A 21,604-nucleotide genomic window follows, 5' to 3' on the forward strand; every position below is an offset into this window, starting at 1 on the left:
CTCCTCATGAGTGCGTTAAATAAGAAAAGTTTTCTCACTTATCTGAAAGAGGGCGGTATTTACGTCGTTCTTTTAGTTTTACTGGCAATTATTATTTTTCAGGATCCCACGTTCTTAAGTCTGCTTAACCTGAGTAACATTCTGACTCAGTCCTCGGTGCGCATTATTATCGCCCTCGGCGTGGCGGGGCTGATCGTCACCCAGGGGACAGACCTGTCAGCCGGGCGTCAGGTCGGGCTGGCGGCGGTGGTTGCGGCAACACTATTGCAGTCGATGGAGAACGCCAATAAGGTCTTTCCGGAAATGGCGACCATGCCGATTGCGCTGGTGATCCTGATTGTCTGCGCTATTGGCGCGATTATCGGCCTGATCAACGGCATCATTATCGCCTATCTGAACGTGACGCCGTTTATTACCACGCTGGGTACGATGATTATCGTGTACGGTATTAACTCCCTGTATTACGACTTCGTTGGGGCATCGCCGATTTCCGGCTTTGACAGCGGTTTCTCGACCTTCGCGCAGGGCTTTATCGCGTTAGGCAGCTTCCGGCTTTCCTATATCACGTTCTACGCACTGATCGCCGTGGCGTTCGTGTGGGTGTTGTGGAACAAAACCCGCTTCGGTAAAAACATTTTCGCCATCGGCGGCAACCCTGAAGCGGCGAAAGTGTCTGGCGTCAACGTCGCGCTGAACCTGCTGATGATCTATGCCCTCTCCGGCGTGTTCTACGCGTTTGGCGGTTTGCTGGAAGCGGGGCGTATCGGCTCCGCCACCAACAACCTCGGCTTTATGTATGAACTGGATGCGATTGCCGCGTGTGTCGTAGGCGGCGTATCGTTTAGCGGCGGCGTTGGGACGGTGTTGGGCGTGGTGACCGGGGTCATTATCTTTACGGTTATCAACTACGGCCTGACCTATATCGGCGTTAACCCGTACTGGCAGTACATTATCAAGGGCGGCATTATCATTTTCGCCGTTGCGCTGGACTCCCTGAAGTACGCACGTAAGAAGTAACCGGCAGGACAAAAAAACCGGCGCAGAGCCTCTGCGCCGGTTTTTTATTTAAAGAACACTAACCAGACGCCGACAACCAGCGCGCCAACGGCAACGCCAAAATAGGCGATAACGTAGCTCCAGTAGACGCCCGGCTGTCCGGTCCGCTGAATGATAAGCGGCGTCTGCGAGCCTTTTACCGTTTTTTCTACACTGCCTGCGCGTAGCGCTTTGAGCCCTTCACGAAAGGTCCACAGGACGATCATCAGTACGCCAATGACGATAAAAATCGTTTTATCTTCCATGTTATTTTCCCAGTTTCTTTTGCAATTCCAGCAACTGCTCTGGCGTAACCGCCGGGTAACCCTGCGCGTCATCGGGGATCTGATGCTGTGTCGGGATAGGCACCAGCGGGCCGAGGAAACGCGGTTCACGCTTAAACAAGTACAGGTCCGCCAGCGCGCCAAAGCGTGCGCCAAACTCGCGAACCCGAACCGTCAGCATATCCTTCGGCGACGGGACGGCGTAGCACTGCGCCTGAATGCCCATGTGCAGAGCGATAAACAGCGCGCGCTCGCAGTGGAAGCGCTGAGTGATGATAATAAAGTCGTTGGTGTCAAAAACCTTGCGGGTGCGGACAATTGAATCCAGCGTGCGGAACCCGGCATAATCCAGCACGATGTCCGCCGGATCGACGCCTGCGGCAATCAGATCCTTACGCATGGTTCTCGGTTCGTTATAACTCTGCAGGGCGTTGTCGCCGCTAAGCAGCAAATAGTTCACTTTCCCGCTGTTATAGGCGTTGAGCGCGCCCTGAATGCGGTAACGGTAGTACTGGTTGATGACGCCAGCGCGATAATATTTCGCGGTGCCGAGCACCACGCCGACCTGACGATAGGGAAGGTCCTGCAGTTCATCATAAATATAGGGCGCGGTTTTCCAGCTCATCCAGCGGTCAAGGCCGAGCACGGTCAACAGCAGCAAGCCGATCAGGACTAACAGGCTGTAAAAAACGCGCTTTAGCATGAAGAAAACTCGGTAACGGGATGAAATTTCAATCAGGCTACTTTACCCGCCTGCGAAGCGCAAGAAACGGCAGTCTGATTGAAGGGATTTTCAGCAATACGCCCCGGAAAAAACGCGTAACATCCAGGCAGGAAAAGGCAACGGCAATTGCGCGAGAGGGGGATGTTGCTCGCGCCGGCCTGGATGATGACAGGTTTATGCTAACAATACGCGGTCGATATTATTGCAGCCTAATGCCTTCAGCGTTGCGGCGGTGGCATCCCACTGAATCAACGAGGCATCCGCTTTTTCCGCCAGCACCGCCCGCTGAATATCGGCAAAATCATATCCGTTGAGATTCAACAAATTCAGCGCGCCCTGAAGCGGCGGCAGAGTCGGGTTAAACGCCGCATTTTCGGCGTAGCTTCCGCTAAAAATGTTGCCGTCTTTGCACGCCAGCGCCACGCCGCTTGGTGACTGGCTGTAAGGCATATGTGAGCGGTTCGCCGCGGCAATGGCCGCTTGCGCCAGCGCGTCGCCTTCGGCGGAGAAGCCGTGATCCTGCTCGTCCATCAAGAGCGTCTTAATGTCCAGATCTTTAGGGCCGAAGGCGTCCGGCAGATAGTCGCGCAGGGTATGCGGTTCGCGTCCTGGCAGATGAATGCGCAGATCCAGCCCGCTGTTCAGTTCATTCATAAACTGACGACAGTGACCACATGGCGTGTAGTTGACAGTGATCGCCGCAAGGCCTTTTTCACCGCGCAGCCACGCGTGACTGATAGCGCTTTGCTCGGCATGGACGGTTTGCTGCATGGTGGCGCCCAGATATTCCATATTGCCGCCGAAATACCAGGTGCCGCTGACGCCGCGCGCAATCGCGCCGACGTTGAAATGGGAGAGCGGGGTACAGGCGCAGGCCGCAGCCAGGGGCAGTAGCGCAAATGCCAGCGCGTCTTCGTCAAGTCCCGTGGCGCTTTTCAGCCACGCGACCTGCTCTGCGGTCAGCAAGGCGGGGAAATGCGTTTCCGCCAGGATCGGCGCCAGCGCTGATTGCAAATTATCCGCAAGTTGGCCAAAGGCAGTGTGAAAACGTGGGTGCATGGCGTTGCCTCAAAATAATGTAATGGGATCGTAGTGTACGGGCCTGTCAGGGCTTTATATGTGATATAAATCTCATTATTTGTGCAACTTATGAAACTTAAATGAAAAATGCGCGACGTATCGCAAATTTTAGCCGGCTACCGCCAGAATTAGCGGAAACAAAAACGGCGCGATCAGGGATGTGATGATCCCGCAGATCACCAGCGCCAGCGAACTGAACGCCCCTTCCTGATAATCCAGCTCCGCGCAGCGGGCGGTGCCGAGGGCGTGAGAAGCCGTTCCCATCGCCAGGCCACGCGCGGCTTTAGTACGAATACGCATGGCATTTAACAGGGTGTGGCCAAAGACGGCGCCGAGAATACCGACAAATATCACGCAAACCGCGCTCACTGCCGGGATGCCGCCAATGCTGCCGCCCACCGCCATTGCGATTGGCGTGGTGACGGATTTTGGCAACACCGACGCGGCAATTTCCGGAGTTGCCCCCATCAGCAGCGCAACCGAGGTGCCGGTCACCATCGCCACAACGCTGCCGACAAAGCAGATGGTGATGATGGATTTCCAGCGGGCGCGGATTTGGTGCAACTGTTCATATAGCGGATAGGCCAGCGCCACGACCGCCGGTTGCAGCAGATCGTTTAACACTTCACTGCCTTTGAAATAGTGATCGTAGGGAATCCCCGTAAGCAGCAAAAACGGAATGATGACCACCATCGCCACCAGCAGCGGGTTCAGCAACGGAAACTTAAAGCGCGCCGCCAGCTTCCGCGCGGCAAAAAAGACCGCTAAGGTCAGCGGCAGCGACCACCAGATATAGGCCATCATTCTTTTGATCCTTTCTGTCCAACCACTTTACGTTCACCGTGAACCAGGTGCGAACTCCAGCTGACCACCAGAAAAACCACCAGCGTACTGATGGCGCACGAGACCACCACCGGGCCAAACTGCGCGCGCAGTAAGTCAAAATACTGCATCACGCCCACGCCAATTGGCACAAACAGCAGCGCCATATAGCGAATCAGGACATAGCAGCCAGGATTGACCCATTTAGCGGGGATGATTTGTAGCGCCAGCAGGACAAACAGGATCAGCATGCCGATAATGCTGCCGGAAATGGCGACAGGAAGCAGAGTTGCAATAAAAATGCCCGCATACAGGCAGGCATAGATCAGCACGAAAGCGCGTAAATATTGCCAGATGATATTCAGTGTCTTACTCATGGGATACGCCTTAAATGAGATGGATTCATCATACAATTAAACGTTAAAACGTGCTACCGATCACATCATGAATTCTTAGCATACTGAGGATAGACAACGGGAACATCGTGCCATGTTCTCCCTTCGTCGGGCTAGACCTGCGTCAGAAAGTGCAGAAAGCGGCTGAGCGCCGCCGAAGGCGTTTCGTTGTTGCGCCAGAACACGCCGACGCTGCCTTTCTGCTCTATCTTCGGCAGGTTCAGGATCACCAGTTGCCCCTGGCTGGCATAGCGCTGCGCCAGCCGTAAAGAAAGAATAGAGATCATGTCGCTGCTTTGCAGCAGGTTAGTGCTGACGTTCATGGATGCCGATTCAATGGTGTTTTCTGGCAGCATCACGCCGTTATCGACCAGCGCGTTATCAATGCTGATGCGGATGGGCGTCCCCGTGGGCCAGACGATCCAGCGCCAACTGGCGAGATCGTTCCAGGAGAGGCTGGCATGGCTGGCCAGCGGGTGATCCGGCCGCGCAACAAAGCAGACGGGTTCGGTATACAGGACCTGATAGTTCAGCGGAAGCTGGAGCGCCCGCCCGCCAACCCGGCCAACCACCACATCCACTGACCCCGCCAGCAGATCGTGCAGCAGCGGCGTCATCACTTTTTCTTCGATGTTGAGGTGCAGCGTCGGCATTTCGCTGAGCAAACCGAGGATCGCCTGTGACACACAGTCAGTCGCCACCGGCGAGCAACCGATTTTCAGGCTGCCGACCAGACCACCGGCCTTAAAGCGGGCAATTTCATACTGGGATCGCTCCATGTCGTTGATTAAGCGCTGAGCATGCTGCAACAACAATTTGCCGCCTTCGGACGGGCGCAGGCCTTTACTGTGACGTTCGAAGAGCGTGATCCCTATCTCATCTTCGAGCTGTGACAACCATTTCGACAGCGCGGGCTGGCTGATATTCATCATTCGCGCCACCTGCGTGAGATTGCCCTGCTCGCCCAGCGCCATCAGCGTTTGCAGGTGATGAAGTTTCAATTTCTGCGCCCAGTTAGCCATCCGCGATAACCTCCAGGTTATGTCTCTGCATGAAAAGCCATTGTACATTTTATCGCCCTATCTACAAACTCGTAACATACCAAAAACAAAAGAACCTCTTACCTTACCTGCACCGAGGCATACACAATGACTCAACGACGTGAACTACAGGCTCTGATCGATGCCGCCCCCGTCGGCAAAACCCAGTGGCGGGTGATCATCTGCTGCTTTCTGGTGGTGATGCTGGACGGCTTTGATACTGCCGCGATTGGCTTTATTGCACCCGACATTCGCAGCCACTGGCAACTGACCGCCGGTGACCTCGCGCCGCTGTTTGGCGCGGGACTGCTGGGGCTGACGGCGGGCGCGCTGCTCTGCGGCCCACTTTCCGACCGCTTTGGCCGCAAACGGGTTATCGAGCTTTGCGTGGCGCTGTTCGGCGCTCTGAGTCTGATCTCGGCGTTTTCGCCGGATCTGCAAACGCTGGTATTCCTGCGCTTTTTGACCGGGCTTGGGCTGGGCGGCGCGATGCCGAACACCATCACCATGACCTCTGAATATCTGCCTGCGCGGCGGCGCGGCGCGCTGGTGACCCTGATGTTCTGCGGCTTTACCCTCGGTTCGGCGATGGGGGGGATCGTCAGCGCCCAACTGGTGGCGGTCATTGGCTGGCACGGCATTCTGATCCTTGGCGGGGTGCTGCCGTTAATGCTGTTCGCCGCGCTGCTGTTCGTGCTGCCGGAATCTCCGCGCTGGCAGGTTCGTCGCCAGCTGCCGCAGGCCACCATTGCCCGCACGGTCAGCGCCATTACCCGTCAGCGTTACGAGGACACGCATTTTTACCTTAATGAAGCGGCGGCGATCGCCAAAGGCAGCATTCGTCAGCTTTTCGTGGGTCGCCAGTTGCCCATTACCCTGATGTTATGGGTGGTGTTCTTCATGAGCCTGCTGATTATTTATCTGCTTTCAAGCTGGATGCCCACGCTGCTCAACCACCGCGGCATTGACCTCCAGCAGGCCTCCTGGGTGACGGCGGCTTTCCAGATTGGCGGTACGCTGGGGGCGCTGGCGCTGGGCGTACTGATGGATAAACACAACCCGTTCCGGGTTCTGGCGGTGAGCTATGCGCTGGGCGCGGTGTGCATCATCATGATTGGCCTGAGCGAAAATGGCCTGTGGCTGATGGCGCTGGCGATTTTTGGTACCGGGGTGGGGATCAGTGGATCGCAGGTGGGACTGAACGCCTTAACCGCCACGCTCTACCCGACGCAAAGCCGCGCGACAGGCGTCAGTTGGTCAAACGCGGTGGGTCGCTGCGGCGCCATCGTCGGATCGCTCTCCGGCGGCGTGATGATGGCGATGAATTTCTCATTCGATACGCTGTTTTTCATTATCGCTGTCCCGGCGGCGATCAGCGCGGTGATGTTGACCCTGCTGATCGTGGTTGTCCGTCAGTCAGCCTCTGTCCCCGATAACGTGCCGCGCACTGGCGGTATGGTAAATGAATAAGGAGAATCCCTATGTCTGAACATAACCAGGATGTCAAAAACAGCCGTCAGCAGTTCTATCAGCATATTTCGGGGCAAAACCTGACCCCGCTGTGGGAGTCGCTGCATCACCTGGTGCCGCAAACCCCGAACGCCAACTGCGCGCCGGCTTACTGGAACTACCAGGAAATTCGTCCGCTGCTGCTGGAGAGCGGCAACCTGATTGGCGCAAAAGAGGCGGTGCGGCGCGTGCTGGTGCTGGAAAACCCGATGCTGCGCGGACAATCCTCTATCACCTCGACGCTGTATGCCGGGCTTCAGCTGATCATGCCGGGAGAGGTCGCCCCGAGCCACCGCCATAACCAGTCGGCGCTGCGGTTTATTGTGGAAGGGAAAGGGGCGTTCACTGCCGTGGATGGCGAGCGCACGCAGATGCACGTCGGTGACTTTATTCTGACGCCGCAATGGCAGTGGCATGACCATGGCAACCCGGGCGATGAGCCGGTTGTCTGGCTTGACGGGCTGGACCTGCCGCTGGTGAATCTTCTCGGCTGCGGCTTTGCCGAGGATTACCCGGAAGATCAGCAGCCGGTGACGCGCAAAGAGGGCGATTACCTGCCGCGCTATGCCGCTAACATGCTGCCGCTGCGTCAGCAAAAGGGGAATTCATCACCAATCTTCAACTATCGCTACGATCGCAGTCGCGAAGCGCTGCACGATCTGACCCGTTTCGGCGAGGCCGACGAGTGGGACGGCTACAAAATGCGCTACGTCAACCCGGTCACCGGCGGGTACCCGATGCCATCAATGGGCACTTTCCTGCAGCTGTTGCCGAAAGGCTTTGTCTCGCGGATGGCGCGTACCACCGACAGCACCATTTACCACGTGGTGGAGGGCAGCGGCGAAGTGACCATCGGCAATGAAACCTTCACCTTTACCGCCAAAGACATTTTCGTGGTGCCGACCTGGCACGGCGTGTCGTTTACATCCTTCGATGACACCGTGTTATTCAGTTTTTCAGACCGGCCGGTACAGGAAGCCCTCGGGTTATTCCGCGAAGCACGTTATTAATAAGGGAGAAAACAATGACTCAGTATGTATTTGAACCGCAAGCGCCCGTTACCGTACCGGTGGTCGGCAGCGATGAACGCTTCCCCGTCCGCCGCGTGTATTGCGTCGGACGCAACTACGCCGCCCATGCCCGGGAAATGGGTTTCGACCCGGATCGCGAGCCGCCGTTCTTCTTCTGCAAGCCCGCCGATGCCGTAGTGCCGGTGCCGGCAGGTGAAACGCTCGAACTGCCGTATCCGGCGCAAACCGACAATTACCACTATGAAATTGAGCTGGTGGTGGCGATAGGCAAAAAAGGCAGTGATATCCCGTTAGAAAACGCTCATGAATATGTCTGGGGCTATGCCACCGGACTGGATATGACCCGCCGCGATCGGCAGATGGAGATGCGCCAGATGGGCCGTCCGTGGGAGATTGGCAAAGCGTTCGATCTCTCTGCGCCCATCGCGCCGCTGCATAAAGCCAGCCAGGCGCCGGACGTTAATGCCGCGCCTATCTGGCTCCAGGTCAACGGCGAAGATCATCAGCGCAGCGACATCCGCCACCTCATCTGGTCGGTGAACGAAACCATTAGCTATCTGTCCGGCTTCTTCGAACTGCAACCGGGGGATCTCATTTTTACCGGCACGCCGGAAGGGGTGGGGGCAGTGGTGAAGGGCGATGTGATCACCGGTAACGTGGACGGGTTAACCCCCCTCGCCGTGAAGATTGTCTGAGGTGAGACATGAAGCTGTACAGTTTTTTCAATAGTTCGGCCTCGTACCGCGTGCGCATTGCACTGGCGCTGAAAGGTATCGACTACCAGACGGTGGGCGTCAATATCCGCATCGGTCAGCAAAATGAACTGGCCTACCGGCGGATGAATCCGGTGGGGCTGGTGCCAACGCTGGTGACCGATGACGGCGACGCGCTTGGCCAGTCGCTGGCGATTATCGACTGGCTGGACCGGCATTTCCCGCAGTCGCCACTGCTGCCGGCCAGCGATCCGGCGCGCAGCCAGGTGCTGGAGATTGTCTACGCCATCGCCTGTGATATTCACCCAGTGAATAATCTGCGGGTGCTGCGCTATCTCACTGACGAACTGAAGATCAGCGAAGAGGATAAAAAACGCTGGTACGCGCACTGGATCCAGCAGGGGCTGAGCGCTGTTGAACAGTTGTTGCGTCAAAGCCAGTCTCAGTCGTACTGCGTCGGAAACCGTCCAACGCTTGCCGACTGTTGCTTGATCCCGCAGTGGGCGAACGCGCTGCGTATGGGGTGTGACTTAAGCGCCTTTCCGCGCTGCAATGCGGTGTATGAAGCCTGCACACAGCTTCCGGCGTTTATCGCCGCCGCGCCCGAAAATCAACAAGATAAACTCTCAGCCTGAGAAGGAGAACGACAATGGCTAAAGTGAAGAGCGCAATTATCGTTGGCGGCGGCATCGGCGGGGCAGCAACCGCGCTTTCGCTGGCGCGCCAGGGTATCAAGGTGATGCTGCTGGAAAAGGCGCACGAGATTGGCGAGATTGGCGCAGGCATCCAGCTTGGCCCAAATGCCTTTTCGGCGCTGGACAGCCTCGGTGTTGGCGACGTAGCGCGCCAGCGGGCGGTATTTACCGACCATATCACCATGATGGATGCGGTAAACGCGGAGGAAGTTGTCCGCATTGAAACCGGCCAGGCGTTTCGCGACCATTTCGGCGGGCCGTATGCCGTGATTCACCGCGTCGACATTCATGCCTCGGTCTGGGAAGCGGTGCTGACCCATCCTGATGTTGAATACCGGACATCCACCAATGTGGTGGATATTCGCCAGACGCCGGACGACGTCACGGTATTTGATGAGCAGGGAAACAGCTGGACAGCCGATATTCTGGTGGGCTGTGACGGCGTGAAGTCGGTTGTGCGCCAGAGTCTGCTGGGGGATTCCCCGCGGGTGACCGGACATGTGGTCTACCGGGCGGTGATTGACTGTGACGATATGCCGGAAGATTTACGCATTAACGCGCCGGTACTGTGGGCGGGGCCGCACTGTCACCTTGTTCACTATCCGCTACGCGGCGGCAAGCAGTACAACCTGGTGGTGACGTTCCATAGCCGTCAGCAGGAGGAGTGGGGTGTGAAGGACGGCAGTAAAGAAGAGGTGCTCTCGTATTTTGCCGGTATCCATCCTCGTCCACGTCAGATGCTCGACAAACCCACCTCCTGGCGTCGCTGGTCCACCGCCGATCGCGAACCGGTGGAAAAATGGGGAACGGAGCGCATTACGCTGGTCGGTGACGCCGCGCATCCGGTCGCGCAGTATATGGCCCAGGGCGCATGCATGGCGCTGGAAGATGCGGTGACCCTCGGCAAAGCGCTGGAAAAATGCGAGGGCGATGCGGCAAGCGCCTTTGCGCTGTATGAGTCGGTGCGTATTCCGCGCACGGCGCGAATTGTCTGGTCGACCCGCGAAATGGGGCGCGTCTACCACGCCGCGGGCGTCGAACGTCAGGTGCGTAATCTGCTGTGGAAAGGCAAATCGCAGGCGGAATTTTATCGCGGCATGGAGTGGTTATACGGCTGGAAAGAGGATAACTGTCTGCTGCCGCGCTAGCGCTGTGCTTCATCACCGGCCTGGGCAGCCGTTTTACCGCCATCCGGCAAAAGGTTTTGATCCTCGCAGAGAGGCGCTATGATAGCGCCTCTTTTTTTGCGGATAACCTTATGCGTGTTTTACTGGCGCCGATGGAAGGCGTACTCGACTCCCTGGTACGCGAACTTCTGACGGAAGTGAATGACTACGATTTATGCATCACCGAATTTGTGCGCGTGGTGGATCAACTTCTGCCGGTAAAAGTGTTTCATCGCCTGTGTCCGGAACTGATGAACGGCAGCCGAACGCCTTCCGGGACGCTGGTGCGCGTGCAACTGCTGGGCCAATATCCACAGTGGCTGGCGGAGAACGCCGCCCGCGCCGTTGAGCTGGGATCCTACGGCGTTGATCTCAACTGCGGCTGCCCGTCGAAAATGGTTAACGGCAGCGGTGGCGGCGCGACGCTTCTGAAAGATCCGGAGCTGATTTATCAGGGCGCCAAAGCGATGCGTGAGGCGGTGCCTGCCCACCTGCCGGTGACGGTAAAAGTCCGTCTCGGCTGGGACAGCGGCGATAAAAAATTTGAGATCGCCGACGCCGTGCAGCAGGCCGGGGCCAGTGAGCTGGTGGTGCATGGCCGCACGAAAGAGCAGGGCTACAAAGCCGATCACATCAACTGGCAGGCCATCGGCGAGATTCGCCAGCGTCTGACCATTCCGGTGATCGCCAACGGGGAAATCTGGGACTGGCAAAGCGCGCAGGCCTGCATGGCGGCAAGCGGCTGTGACGCGATAATGATTGGCCGTGGCGCGCTGAATATTCCCAACCTCAGCCGGGTGGTGAAATACAACCAGCCGCGGATGCCGTGGCCGGAGGTGGTGGCGCTACTGCAAAAATATACCCGTCTGGAAAAGCGGGGAGATACCGGGCTTTATCACGTGGCGCGCATCAAGCAGTGGCTGGGGTATTTGCGTAAAGAATATGATGAAGCCACCGTTCTCTTTCAGCACATCCGCGCGTTAAATCATTCACCGGACATTGCACGGGCGATCCAGGCGATAACCCTCTGATAACTGGCCGGGTAAGCGAAGCGTCGCTACCCGGCGCAGCCGTTAAAAAATCATCTTAAACACGCCGGTGACCACCAACAGCCCAATCAGAAAAATAATCAAAATCACCCACAGTAAAATCTTCATTGCCGTTCCCTTATTGGTAAGTTCAGATTAAGTATAGGAAATCTTCGGCAACCTGCCGCCGGGATATCGTCCGTAAATAACAAACACATAAATCAGATAAATAAATCCCATTAATGATATTTATTTGAGAAATACATTGCCGGATATGACGGTTATTTGCCAAAGATGTTATGCCACGCGTAACTAAAAAACCGCATTCAACAACAGGTAAGCTCCGCGCACCCTTTCAAAGCAGAACTTCTTCATGAATCGTAACTCTTTTCACGCTGTGAAAGCGTGCTTCCCCTTTGCACTTTTGCTGGCGGGATGCGCCCCCATGCATGACAGTCATCAGACGCTGGCGCAGCAAACCCCCGCGACTCACGTTGACGCCTCACTGCCTGCGTCACTCAAAAAAGGGTGGCCGGAAAGCCAATGGTGGCAGGTATATCACGATCCCCAGCTCAACGGTCTGATTGAGCACGCCCTGCTGCACTCGCCGGATATGCAGGTGGCTGAACAACGCATTCAACTGGCGGAAGCGCAGGCGAAAGCGGTTGAAACCCAGGACGGTCCGCAACTGGATTTTTCAGCGGATCTCGAGCGGCAGAAAATGTCAGCGGAAGGGTTAATGGGGCCGTTCGCACTGACCGATCCCGCGGCAGGCACCACGGGACCGTGGTATACCAACGGTACATTTGGCTTAACCGCCGGTTGGGATCTGGATTTATGGGGGAAAAATCGTGCGGAAGTGACGGCGCGAATCGGCGCGGTGAAAGCGCGGGAAGCGGAACGTGAGCAGACCCGCCAGTTGCTGGCAAGCAGCGTCACGCGGTTGTACTGGGAATGGCAAACGCAGGCGGCGTTAAGCACGCTGCTCCAGCAAATCGAAGACGAACAGCGCAATATTATTAACAGCGATCGCCAGCTGTACCAGAACGGGATAACGTCTTCGGTCGAGGGTGTTGAAACCGATATCGATGACAGCAAAACACAACAGCAACTGAATGATGCTGCCGGAAAGATGAAGGTCATAGAGGCGCGGCTCAGCGCGCTCATTAATGCCCAGTCGACCTCGCTGGCGCTTCACCCGGTGGCGCTGCCGAACGTGGAAAGCCGACTGCCGGATCGCCTGGGCTATGAATTGCTGGCGCGCAGGGCAGATTTGCAGGCGGCGCACTGGTATATCGAATCGTCGCTCAGCAGCGTGGAGGCGGCGAAAGCGGCGTTTTATCCTGATATCAACCTGATGGCTTTTCTGCAACAGGATGCGCTGCATTTAAGCGATCTGTTCCGCAGCTCCGCGCAGCAGATGGGCGTTACCGCCGGGCTGACGCTACCGATTTTCGACAGCGGCAGACTGAACGCGAATCTGGATATCGCCCAGGCGCAAAGTGATTTGTCGATCGCGAATTACAACAAAGCGGTGGTGGAGGCGGTAAATGACGTCGCACGCGCCGCCAGTCAGGTGGCAACGCTGGCGCAAAAAAATGCCCATCAGCAGCAGATTGAGCACGATGCCCGGCGGGTGGTAACGTTGGCTGAAGCGCGCTTCAGGGCGGGGATTATTGCCGGTTCCCGCGTTAGCGAGGCGAAAATTCCGGCGCTGCGCGAACAGGGTAACGGCCTGATTTTACAAGGCCAGTGGCTGGACGCCTCGGTACAGCTCATCAGCGCGCTCGGCGGCGGCTACCCGCACTCCTGATCTTTCCGGCTCTCTCAGACTGAGCTTCTATACTTAGAGCCTGATGAGACAGATTCTTAAGGTTCAGTTTGATTCAACCGGAGATATTATGAGAAAAGTGGCCATTGTCACCGCGTCTGATTCAGGTATCGGCAAAGCCTGCGCCCTGCATCTGGCGCAGCAGGGATTTGATATTGGCATCACCTGGCATTCCGATGAACAGGGCGCGCGCGCGACAGCGCAAGAGGTGATGAAGCACGGCGTTCGCGCTGAGACCGTCCAGTTAGATCTCAGCCAGCTACCTGCGGGGGTACAGGCGCTTGAGCAACTGATTACCCGGCTGGGCCGGATTGACGTGTTGGTGAATAATGCGGGCACAATGCGCAAAGCCGCGTTTCTTGAGATGCCCTTCGACGACTGGCGACAGATTTTCACGGTGGACGTCGACGGCGCATTTCTCTGTTCCCAACTGGCTGCTCGCCAGATGGTAAAACAGGGGGAGGGCGGCCGTATTATCAATATCACCTCGGTACATGAGCATACGCCGCTGCCCGAGGCCAGCGCTTATACCGCCGCGAAACACGCCCTTGGCGGGCTGACCAAATCCATGGCGCTTGAGCTGGTCAAACACAATATTCTGGTCAACGCCGTGGCGCCGGGAGCCATCGCCACCCCGATGAATGATATGGACGACAGCGACGTGAAGCCTGGCGCTGAACCGTCGATCCCACTGGGCAGAATGGGGGCGACGCGCGAAATTGCCAGCCTGGTGGCGTGGCTGTGTTCGGACGGGGCAAGCTACACCACCGGCCAGTCGCTGATCGTCGACGGCGGATTTATGCTCGCCAATCCACAGTTTACACCGCAGTAGCGTTCGTATTAGTCGGCTTTGCGGCGGCTGCGGCGTTTTAACCACCCGCGAACGCCGACCACCAGCGCAATGGCAAGAAACAGCCAGACCAGATGTTTTAGATGGTGATCAAGGCTGTGCAGCCAGGGGGCAATGACTTCACCACCCGCGTAGCCGAGTGTGGTGAAGATCAGCGCCCAGATCAGCGCCCCGAGAATATTCAGCGGCAGAAAAATTTTTGGCGGCAGATGGCTTGCGCCAATCAGCAGCGGGCCAATGACGCGAAAACCGTACATAAAGCGCGTGCCGATGACGAACAGATATGGACGACGCTGGATCATCTTTTGCGCCTGGCGGATTTTGTCACGATGACGGGAAAAACGGCGCAGGAGCGGGTCACCGTAGCGGCGCCCAAGCAAATACAATACCTGATCGCCAATCATGCCGCCTACGGCGACGGCCAATACCACCAAAGGAAACTTCAGTAATCCCTGATGAGCGGCGACGCCGCCCAGCAGGGTCACAGTTTCGCCTTCCGCCAGACTACCGATGACCAGCGCGGCATAACCGTATTGTGCAATAAGACTGTTTATATCCATGTGTCTGAATGACCTCCGCACGTTTAAGCATACACCTTGTGAATTTATGTTGCTGAATGAAAAAGGAGGGAGGGGATCGTCTGCCATGACATTTCCTGAACTGTACATAAAATAATCGAAAAGCGAATTATACTTGAGGTGTTAGGGGCCGGAACTGACACAAGGGGGCGGTATGAACCATGTCTGGGGGTTGTTTTCCCATCCCGATCGTGAAATGCAGGTGATCAAAAGCGAGAATGAAACGGTATCGCATCACTACACCCATCATGTACTGCTGATGGCGGCGATTCCGGTTATCTGCGCGTTTATTGGCACCACGCAAATCGGCTGGAATTTTGGCGACGGCAACGTGCTGAAGCTGTCGCCGGTAACGGGGCTTGCGCTGGCTGTGCTGTTCTACGCCGTCATGCTCGCTGGTGTGGCGGTGATGGGACGGGTGATCTGGTGGATGGCGCGTAGCTTTCCGCAGCGCCCGTCGCTGGCGCACTGTATGGTGTTTGCCGGTTATGTAGCGACCCCGCTGTTTCTGAGTGGGGTGGTGGCGTTGTATCCGCTGGTCTGGCTGTGCGCGCTGGTGGGAACGGTGGCGCTGTTTTATACCGGTTACTTACTGTATCTCGGTATACCGACCTTCCTGAACATTAATAAGGAGGAGGGGCTGAGCTTCTCCAGTTCGACGCTGGCGATTGGCGTGCTGGTGCTGGAAGTGCTGCTCGCGCTGACCGTTATTCTGTGGGGATACGGTTACCGGGTCTTCTGAGGTCATTCTCTGCATTGTTGGTGTAAAAGCCAGCAATGCAGCCTTTCCTGACGATTCTCTTATGGCGGCAACGTTATTAGCTCGCTATGATTCTTTCGCTAGCTTAAGTAAATTCTCACTCAAGCGGTGCGTGTTATCACACGTGTGAATCATTTTCTGAAATCTCATCATGCTGACATTCCGAGTTTCTGTTCTTAGCCTGGCGTTAATACTGGCGGTGCCTTTTGCACCGCAGGCGATGGCCAAAGCGGCGGCGACGACCGCGGCCTCCCAACCGGAAATCGCCTCCGGTAGCGCGATGATCGTCGATCTGAACACCAATAAGGTGATCTATTCGAACCATCCGGATCGGGTGCGTCCGATCGCCTCGATAACCAAATTAATGACCGCGATGGTCGTGCTGGACGCGCGACTGCCGCTGGACGAGAAGCTGAAGATCGATATCAGCCAGACGCCAGAAATGAAAGGCGTCTATTCCCGTGTGCGGCTGAACAGTGAGATCAGTCGTAAAAACATGCTGTTGCTGGCGCTGATGTCCTCGGAAAACCGCGCGGCGGCAAGCCTGGCGCACCATTATCCGGGAGGCTATAACGCCTTTATTAAGGCGATGAATGCGAAGGCGAAAGCGCTCGGCATGACCCATACGCGTTTTGTCGAGCCGACCGGGTTATCCATTCACAACGTATCTACCGCGCGCGATCTCACCAAAATGCTGATTGCCAGCAAGCAGTATCCGCTGATTGGGCAACTGAGTACGACGCGTGAGGATATGGCGACCTTCTCGAACCCGGCGTATACCCTGCCGTTTCGCAATACCAACCATCTGGTGTACCGCGACAACTGGGACATTCAGTTGACGAAAACGGGCTTCACCAACGCGGCGGGGCACTGCCTGGTGATGCGCACGGTAATTAATCACAAACCGGTGGCGCTGGTCGTGATGGACGCCTTTGGCAAATATACCCATTTTGCCGACGCCAGCCGTTTACGTACCTGGATTGAGACCGGCAAAGTGATGCCGGTTCCGGCGGCGGCATTAAGCTATAAAAAGCAAAAAGCCGCGCAGATGGCGCAGCAGACCGCGCAAAACGATTGAGCTGAAAGCCGGATAAGGCGGTTCTCCGCCATCCGGCGACATCAACGTTATTCCGGCAGCGTCCAGTCACCCTCGTTAAGCGGGCGCTGCATAATCAATGTGTCCCGCCAGTCGCCTTTCTTGTAGCCGACGCTGCGAAGCTGTCCGGCAATTTCAAAACCATGTTTTTTATGTAACCGTAATGAGCCAGGGTTATTGTGCCCGTCGCCGATCACCGCCACCATTTGTCGCCATGGGCCTGCTTCACAGCGACTGATGAGCGTGGACATTAACAGACTACCGATACCGCGCCCGGTCATGCTGGCGTCAACGTATATCGACTCTTCCAGGGTATAACGGTAGGCGGGGCGAGGGCGGTACTGAGTGGCATAGCAATAGCCCACCACCACGCCGCGATACAAAGCCACCAGCCAGGGCAGGCCATACTGCGCGACCTTGAGCATTCGCTGGCGCATCTCTTCTACCGTCGGGGGGATCTCTTCGAAAGAGGCGCGACCATTCAGCACATGCCAGGCATACAGCGCGGAAATGGCCTCCACGTCGCCGGGCGAAGCGTCGCGCACCACAATATCATCATCAGAAAGCGTATCGGCAGCAGACATGGTTATCACCTTCAGGATAAAAAGCCGGAGTCATAGCTCCGGCACATGTCGTTACTTTTGCACGATATTTCGAGCAGATCCAGCCTGCACGGCGGGCCTGCTTACACGGTTTGCCCGGTAGAGGGGGCTTTCCAGAATTTCTGCTTGCTGGTTTTGCCAATTCCGGGATTCATACTATTGGTCGGGTCATTTTCGCGATAAAAACGGGTCAACGCCTCCGGCGCTTTGTACAGATGACCGACGTTGTGCTCGGCGGGATACTGCGCGCCGCGCTGGTGAAGCAGTTCAAGCATCTGCGCTTTCAACGCATGTACGTCAACGCCTTTTTTAACGATGTAATCCTGATGGAAGACGTAGCACATAAAGTGTCCGTAATAGAGCTTATGCACTAACTGGCTGTCAAGTTCCGCCGGCAGATGTTCATACCACTCGGTGTCATTACGACGCAAGGCGATGTCCAGCGCCAGAATATCTTCCACGTCATCGGCATGCACTGCCTGATAGCGGATTGCCGCGCCCGCCGCCGCGAAACGGTGCAGGAATGCTTTGCTGCCTTCCTCCGGCGTACAGGCGAAGAAGTCGCCTTCCGCGGTTTTAAAGAATTCGCTCAGCCAGTTTTGCGCTTCCGCCACGCCGTCACCGGCCATTTTTAACAGCAGATGATGCTCGTATTTATCGCGCCAGCTTTTCATTCGCGGCGGCAAATGACTGGGGAACAGATGACCGAACTTCTGCATTGCGCGGTCAGTGAAGTGCGGACGGAAAAATTTCACTTTCTCCAGCATTGCATCGGTACGGCCCTTCAGGGTAAAGAAGAACGGCATTTTGTCGGTACCGAGCTTGTCGATCATCAGGAACGTATCTTTACCGTACTGCTCCGCGATATCGTAAATATCACGATGCATATACTCGCCCGCGACCGGCAGATTCTCAAAGTTTGCCAGAATATGGCGGCGGATTTCGGTCAGCACGTCAGGCTGATTGGTGCCGATGTAAAACACCTGCTGGTTTTTTTCCGCTTCAAAAGTGTCGAGGCGTACCGCAAACACCGCCAGTTTTCCGGCGCAGCCGGAGGCTTCAAACAGGCGGTCCGGGTCGGCGTTATAACGCGCCGGCGTGTCAGCCTCGATATCGCGCACGCGGGTTACGTAGTCGTGATCGTGGGCGTGACGCCCGTCGTGACGCACGTTTTCTTCTTTGATGCGCTCATCGTCCAGTTGACTGAGGATCTGCTCCGGCGTTTGACCAAGGTCGATGCCAAGATGGTTGACCAACTGGAGCTTGCCGTTTTCATCAATACGCGCAAACAGCGACATTTCGGTATAGGCAGGGCCGCGCTGAACCAGCGAGCCGCCGGAGTTATTACAGATGCCGCCAATCACCGAGGCGCCAATGCACGACGAACCAATGACCGAATGCGGTTCGCGTCCCAACGGTTTCAGCGCTTTTTCCAGTGAATACAGCGTGGTGCCCGGCCAGGCCAGCACCTGCTCGCCTTTGCCAAGGAGATGCAGCTTGTCGAGGCGCAGAGTGCTGATAATCACAATATCGCGATCGTAGTCGTTGCCGTTTGGCGTTGAACCTTCGGTCAGGCCCGTGTTGGCGGCCTGCATCAGAATAATTTTGTCGGCATTCACGCAGGCGTTAAGGACGCGCCAGAGTTCAAGCAGTGAGCCGGGAAAGACCACCGCCAGCGCATCGCCCTGGCCGGAACGGAAGCCCTTGCGATAGCGGGCGGTTTTCTCAGGTTCAGTCAGCAGGTGTGAATGACCCACGAGACGGGCGAGTTCATTCAGAAAGGCTTTATTATCAGTTGTTGTCAGGGAAGACATTTTCCACTCCTTGTGGTGGGACAAAATATCACGTTCAAGCATAGCGCTTTGTCTGACCCTGCGCTTACTCATTTACCCTGTCTGTGAATCAGCGGCGGTGAAAATTAAGAGAATAACCTTCGCTTTCTGCGTGGCGGCCAATTAGGCTTATGGCAACGTGCGGTTTTTGTTATATTTTCGCAGCCACGTCGGGCTAATGAGAAAGAGAGAAACAACATGAAATGGCTATGTTCTGTAGGTGTCGCGGTGAGTCTGGCGTTGCAGCCAGCGCTGGCGGAAGATCTGTTTGGTAACCACCCGCTGACGCCGGAAGCGCGGGATGCGTTTGTGACTGAACTCCTGACCAAAATGACCGTTGACGAGAAGATTGGTCAGCTTCGCTTGATTAGCGTCGGCCCGGATAACCCGAAAGAAGCGATCCGTGAAATGATCAAGGACGGACAGGTTGGGGCGATCTTCAATACCGTCACCCGCCAGGATATCCGCAAAATGCAGGATCAGGTGATGGAACTGAGCCGCCTGAAGATCCCTCTCTTTTTCGCGTATGACGTGTTGCACGGTCAGCGTACCGTTTTCCCCATCAGCCTGGGCCTGGCTTCCTCTTTTAACCTTGAGGCGGTGAAAACCGTCGGGCGCGTGTCGGCATATGAAGCGGCAGATGACGGCCTGAATATGACCTGGGCGCCGATGGTCGACGTTTCCCGCGACCCGCGCTGGGGACGCGCTTCCGAAGGCTTTGGCGAGGACACCTATCTCACATCGATCATGGGCAAGACGATGGTGGAAGCGATGCAGGGTAAAAGCCCGGCGGACCGCTATTCGGTGATGACCAGCGTGAAGCACTTCGCCGCCTACGGCGCGGTGGAAGGCGGCAAAGAGTACAACACCGTCGACATGAGTCCACAGCGTCTGTTCAACGACTATATGCCGCCGTACAAAGCGGGGCTGGACGCGGGCAGCGGCGCCGTCATGGTGGCGCTGAACTCGCTGAACGGAACGCCCGCCACGTCTGATGCCTGGCTGCTAAAAGATATTCTGCGCGACAAATGGGGCTTTAAGGGGATTACCGTTTCCGACCACGGCGCGATCAAAGAGCTGATAAAACACGGCACCGCCGCCGATCCCGAGGATGCGGTGCGCGTGGCGCTCAAGTCCGGCATTAACATGAGCATGAGCGACGAGTATTACAGCAAATACCTGCCGGGGCTGATCAAATCCGGCAAGGTGACGATGGAAGAACTGGACGACGCCGCCCGTCATGTGCTGAACGTCAAATATGATATGGGGCTGTTCAACGATCCGTACAGCCATCTGGGGCCGAAAGAGTCTGACCCGGCGGACACCAACGCCGAAAGCCGCCTGCATCGTAAAGAGGCGCGAGAAGTGGCGCGCGAAAGTCTGGTTCTGCTGAAAAACCGTCTGGAAACCCTACCGTTAAAAAAATCCGGCACTATTGCGGTGGTAGGTCCCCTGGCAGACAGCAAACGTGACGTGATGGGCAGTTGGTCCGCGGCGGGCGTGGCGGATCAGTCAGTGACCGTACTGACCGGCATTCAGAACGCCGTGGGTGATAAAGCAAAAATTGTTTACGCCAAAGGCGCGAATGTCACTGACGATAAAGACATCGTCACGTTCCTCAACCAGTACGAAGAAGCGGTGAAGGTGGATCCACGTACGCCGAAAGCGATGATCGACGAAGCGGTGAACGCGGCGAAACAGTCCGACGTGGTGGTTGCCGTCGTCGGTGAAGCGCAGGGCATGGCGCACGAAGCCTCCAGCCGGACCGATATCACTATTCCGCAGAGCCAGCGCGATCTGATCGCGGCGCTGAAAGCGACCGGCAAGCCGCTGGTGCTGGTGCTGATGAATGGCCGTCCGCTGGCGCTGGTGAAAGAAAATCAACAGGCCGACGCGATCCTGGAGACCTGGTTTGCCGGTACCGAAGGCGGTAACGCCATTGCCGACGTGCTGTTTGGCGACTACAACCCGTCCGGTAAACTGCCGATGTCTTTCCCGCGTTCCGTCGGGCAGATCCCGGTCTACTACAGCCACCTTAATACCGGTCGTCCGTATAATGCCGATAAACCTAATAAATACACGTCACGCTACTTTGACGAGGCTAACGGCCCGCTGTATCCGTTTGGCTACGGTCTGAGCTACACCACGTTTACCGTGTCTGACGTCAAACTTTCCGCCCCGAGCATGACGCGTGACGGCAGCGTAACCGCGAGCGTGCAGGTGACGAACACCGGTAAACGGGAAGGCGCGACGGTGATTCAGATGTACCTGCAGGACGTGACGGCGTCTGTGAGTCGTCCCGTGAAAGCGCTGAAGGGCTTTAAGAAGGTGACCCTGAAACCAGGGGAAACTCAGACCGTCAGTTTCCCGATTGACATCGAGGCGCTGAAGTTCTGGAATCAACAAATGCAGTATGATGCCGAACCGGGCAAGTTTAACGTCTTTATCGGCGTAGACTCAGCGCGGGTCAAGCAAGGGGAATTTGAGCTGCTGTAACAGAGACGAGAGGCGGGCGTAATCCCGTCTCTCTTTT

The 21,604-nt window shown here is 56.6% G+C and carries 22 protein-coding genes; 12 read left to right on the forward strand and 10 right to left on the reverse strand.

The window, feature by feature from the left end:
- Window positions 1-6 precede the first annotated feature (6 nt).
- Window positions 7-1,017 carry a galactose/methyl galactoside ABC transporter permease MglC gene (gene mglC / locus JY391_RS08130; RefSeq protein WP_042284495.1) on the forward strand — a complete coding sequence of 337 codons (1,011 nt, stop codon included), beginning with the start codon at window positions 7-9 and terminating at the stop codon, window positions 1,015-1,017.
- Between the two features lie 44 nt (window positions 1,018-1,061).
- Here the strand turns inward: mglC and JY391_RS08135 are convergent, their stop codons facing one another.
- The 6 genes from JY391_RS08135 to JY391_RS08160 form a co-directional block, all read right to left on the reverse strand.
- The gene (locus JY391_RS08135; RefSeq protein ID WP_042284493.1) at window positions 1,062-1,301 is read right to left on the reverse strand and encodes a DUF2542 family protein; all 240 of its coding nucleotides are present in this window, start codon (window positions 1,299-1,301) and stop codon (window positions 1,062-1,064) included.
- Between the two features lies 1 nt (window position 1,302).
- A complete protein-coding gene (gene sanA, locus JY391_RS08140; protein WP_042284490.1) occupies window positions 1,303-2,022 on the reverse strand; it encodes an outer membrane permeability protein SanA in 720 nt (239 codons plus the stop codon).
- Window positions 2,023-2,217: 195 nt separating this feature from the next.
- Window positions 2,218-3,102, reverse strand: coding sequence for a cytidine deaminase (gene cdd, locus JY391_RS08145; RefSeq protein ID WP_181822902.1), 885 nt, complete (start codon window positions 3,100-3,102; stop codon window positions 2,218-2,220).
- 129 nt (window positions 3,103-3,231) lie between these two features.
- Window positions 3,232-3,927: a CidB/LrgB family autolysis modulator gene (locus JY391_RS08150; RefSeq protein ID WP_042284486.1), complete on the reverse strand. Its 696-nt coding sequence runs from the start codon at window positions 3,925-3,927 to the stop codon at window positions 3,232-3,234.
- Window positions 3,924-4,322, reverse strand: coding sequence for a CidA/LrgA family protein (locus JY391_RS08155; RefSeq protein ID WP_042284484.1), 399 nt, complete (start codon window positions 4,320-4,322; stop codon window positions 3,924-3,926). The genes JY391_RS08150 and JY391_RS08155 overlap by 4 nt, the downstream gene beginning before the upstream one ends.
- Before the next feature lie 131 nt (window positions 4,323-4,453).
- Window positions 4,454-5,362, reverse strand: coding sequence for a LysR substrate-binding domain-containing protein (locus JY391_RS08160; RefSeq protein ID WP_042284482.1), 909 nt, complete (start codon window positions 5,360-5,362; stop codon window positions 4,454-4,456).
- A 126-nt stretch (window positions 5,363-5,488) separates the two neighbouring features.
- On the opposite strand from JY391_RS08160, the gene mhbT reads away from it, so the two are divergent.
- From mhbT to dusC, 6 genes are all read left to right on the forward strand, one after another.
- Window positions 5,489-6,850, forward strand: a complete 1,362-nt coding sequence (gene mhbT / locus JY391_RS08165) for a 3-hydroxybenzoate transporter MhbT (RefSeq protein ID WP_060569313.1) — start codon at window positions 5,489-5,491, stop codon at window positions 6,848-6,850.
- Window positions 6,851-6,861: 11 nt separating this feature from the next.
- Entirely contained in the window at window positions 6,862-7,899 is a 1,038-nt protein-coding gene (gene gtdA, locus JY391_RS08170; protein ID WP_211935534.1) for a gentisate 1,2-dioxygenase, read from the forward strand.
- 14 nt (window positions 7,900-7,913) lie between these two features.
- Complete coding sequence (locus JY391_RS08175; protein ID WP_042284475.1) at window positions 7,914-8,615, forward strand: fumarylacetoacetate hydrolase family protein; 702 nt, start codon at window positions 7,914-7,916, stop codon at window positions 8,613-8,615.
- Between the two features lie 8 nt (window positions 8,616-8,623).
- Complete coding sequence (maiA, locus tag JY391_RS08180; RefSeq protein WP_042284474.1) at window positions 8,624-9,268, forward strand: maleylacetoacetate isomerase; 645 nt, start codon at window positions 8,624-8,626, stop codon at window positions 9,266-9,268.
- 14 nt (window positions 9,269-9,282) lie between these two features.
- Window positions 9,283-10,476 (forward strand): 3-hydroxybenzoate 6-monooxygenase, encoded by a 1,194-nt coding sequence (locus JY391_RS08185; RefSeq protein WP_042284472.1) that lies wholly within the window; start codon window positions 9,283-9,285, stop codon window positions 10,474-10,476.
- A gap of 110 nt (window positions 10,477-10,586) precedes the next feature.
- Window positions 10,587-11,525, forward strand: coding sequence for a tRNA dihydrouridine(16) synthase DusC (dusC, locus tag JY391_RS08190; RefSeq protein ID WP_211935535.1), 939 nt, complete (start codon window positions 10,587-10,589; stop codon window positions 11,523-11,525).
- A 42-nt stretch (window positions 11,526-11,567) separates the two neighbouring features.
- Here dusC and yohP read toward each other — a convergent pair whose 3' ends face one another.
- Window positions 11,568-11,651, reverse strand: coding sequence for a small membrane protein YohP (yohP, locus tag JY391_RS24050; protein ID WP_015572324.1), 84 nt, complete (start codon window positions 11,649-11,651; stop codon window positions 11,568-11,570).
- Window positions 11,652-11,895: 244 nt separating this feature from the next.
- Here yohP and mdtQ point away from each other — a divergent pair, with 244 nt between their 5' ends.
- The gene (gene mdtQ, locus JY391_RS08195; protein ID WP_211935536.1) at window positions 11,896-13,335 is read left to right on the forward strand and encodes a multidrug resistance outer membrane protein MdtQ; all 1,440 of its coding nucleotides are present in this window, start codon (window positions 11,896-11,898) and stop codon (window positions 13,333-13,335) included.
- Window positions 13,336-13,423: 88 nt separating this feature from the next.
- Window positions 13,424-14,185, forward strand: a complete 762-nt coding sequence (locus tag JY391_RS08200; RefSeq protein WP_042284467.1) for an SDR family oxidoreductase — start codon at window positions 13,424-13,426, stop codon at window positions 14,183-14,185.
- Window positions 14,186-14,193: 8 nt separating this feature from the next.
- On the opposite strand, the gene JY391_RS08205 is transcribed toward JY391_RS08200, so the two are convergent.
- A complete protein-coding gene (locus JY391_RS08205; protein ID WP_042284463.1) occupies window positions 14,194-14,763 on the reverse strand; it encodes a DedA family protein in 570 nt (189 codons plus the stop codon).
- A gap of 172 nt (window positions 14,764-14,935) precedes the next feature.
- On the opposite strand from JY391_RS08205, the gene JY391_RS08210 reads away from it, so the two are divergent.
- Complete coding sequence (locus tag JY391_RS08210; RefSeq protein ID WP_042284461.1) at window positions 14,936-15,523, forward strand: Yip1 family protein; 588 nt, start codon at window positions 14,936-14,938, stop codon at window positions 15,521-15,523.
- A 169-nt stretch (window positions 15,524-15,692) separates the two neighbouring features.
- On the forward strand, window positions 15,693-16,619 hold the full coding sequence (gene pbpG, locus JY391_RS08215) for a D-alanyl-D-alanine endopeptidase (protein WP_042284459.1): 927 nt from the start codon (window positions 15,693-15,695) through the stop codon (window positions 16,617-16,619).
- Between the two features lie 47 nt (window positions 16,620-16,666).
- Here the strand turns inward: pbpG and JY391_RS08220 are convergent, their stop codons facing one another.
- Window positions 16,667-17,221, reverse strand: a complete 555-nt coding sequence (locus tag JY391_RS08220) for a GNAT family N-acetyltransferase (RefSeq protein WP_042284457.1) — start codon at window positions 17,219-17,221, stop codon at window positions 16,667-16,669.
- Window positions 17,222-17,322: 101 nt separating this feature from the next.
- A complete protein-coding gene (gene dld, locus JY391_RS08225) occupies window positions 17,323-19,053 on the reverse strand; it encodes a D-lactate dehydrogenase (protein WP_211935537.1) in 1,731 nt (576 codons plus the stop codon).
- 216 nt (window positions 19,054-19,269) lie between these two features.
- On the opposite strand from dld, the gene bglX reads away from it, so the two are divergent.
- Entirely contained in the window at window positions 19,270-21,567 is a 2,298-nt protein-coding gene (gene bglX, locus JY391_RS08230) for a beta-glucosidase BglX (protein ID WP_211935538.1), read from the forward strand.
- Window positions 21,568-21,604: the final 37 nt, after the last annotated feature.

It is taken from the genome of Citrobacter sedlakii (genome assembly GCF_018128425.1).
GTDB lineage: Bacteria > Pseudomonadota > Gammaproteobacteria > Enterobacterales > Enterobacteriaceae > Citrobacter_A > Citrobacter_A sedlakii.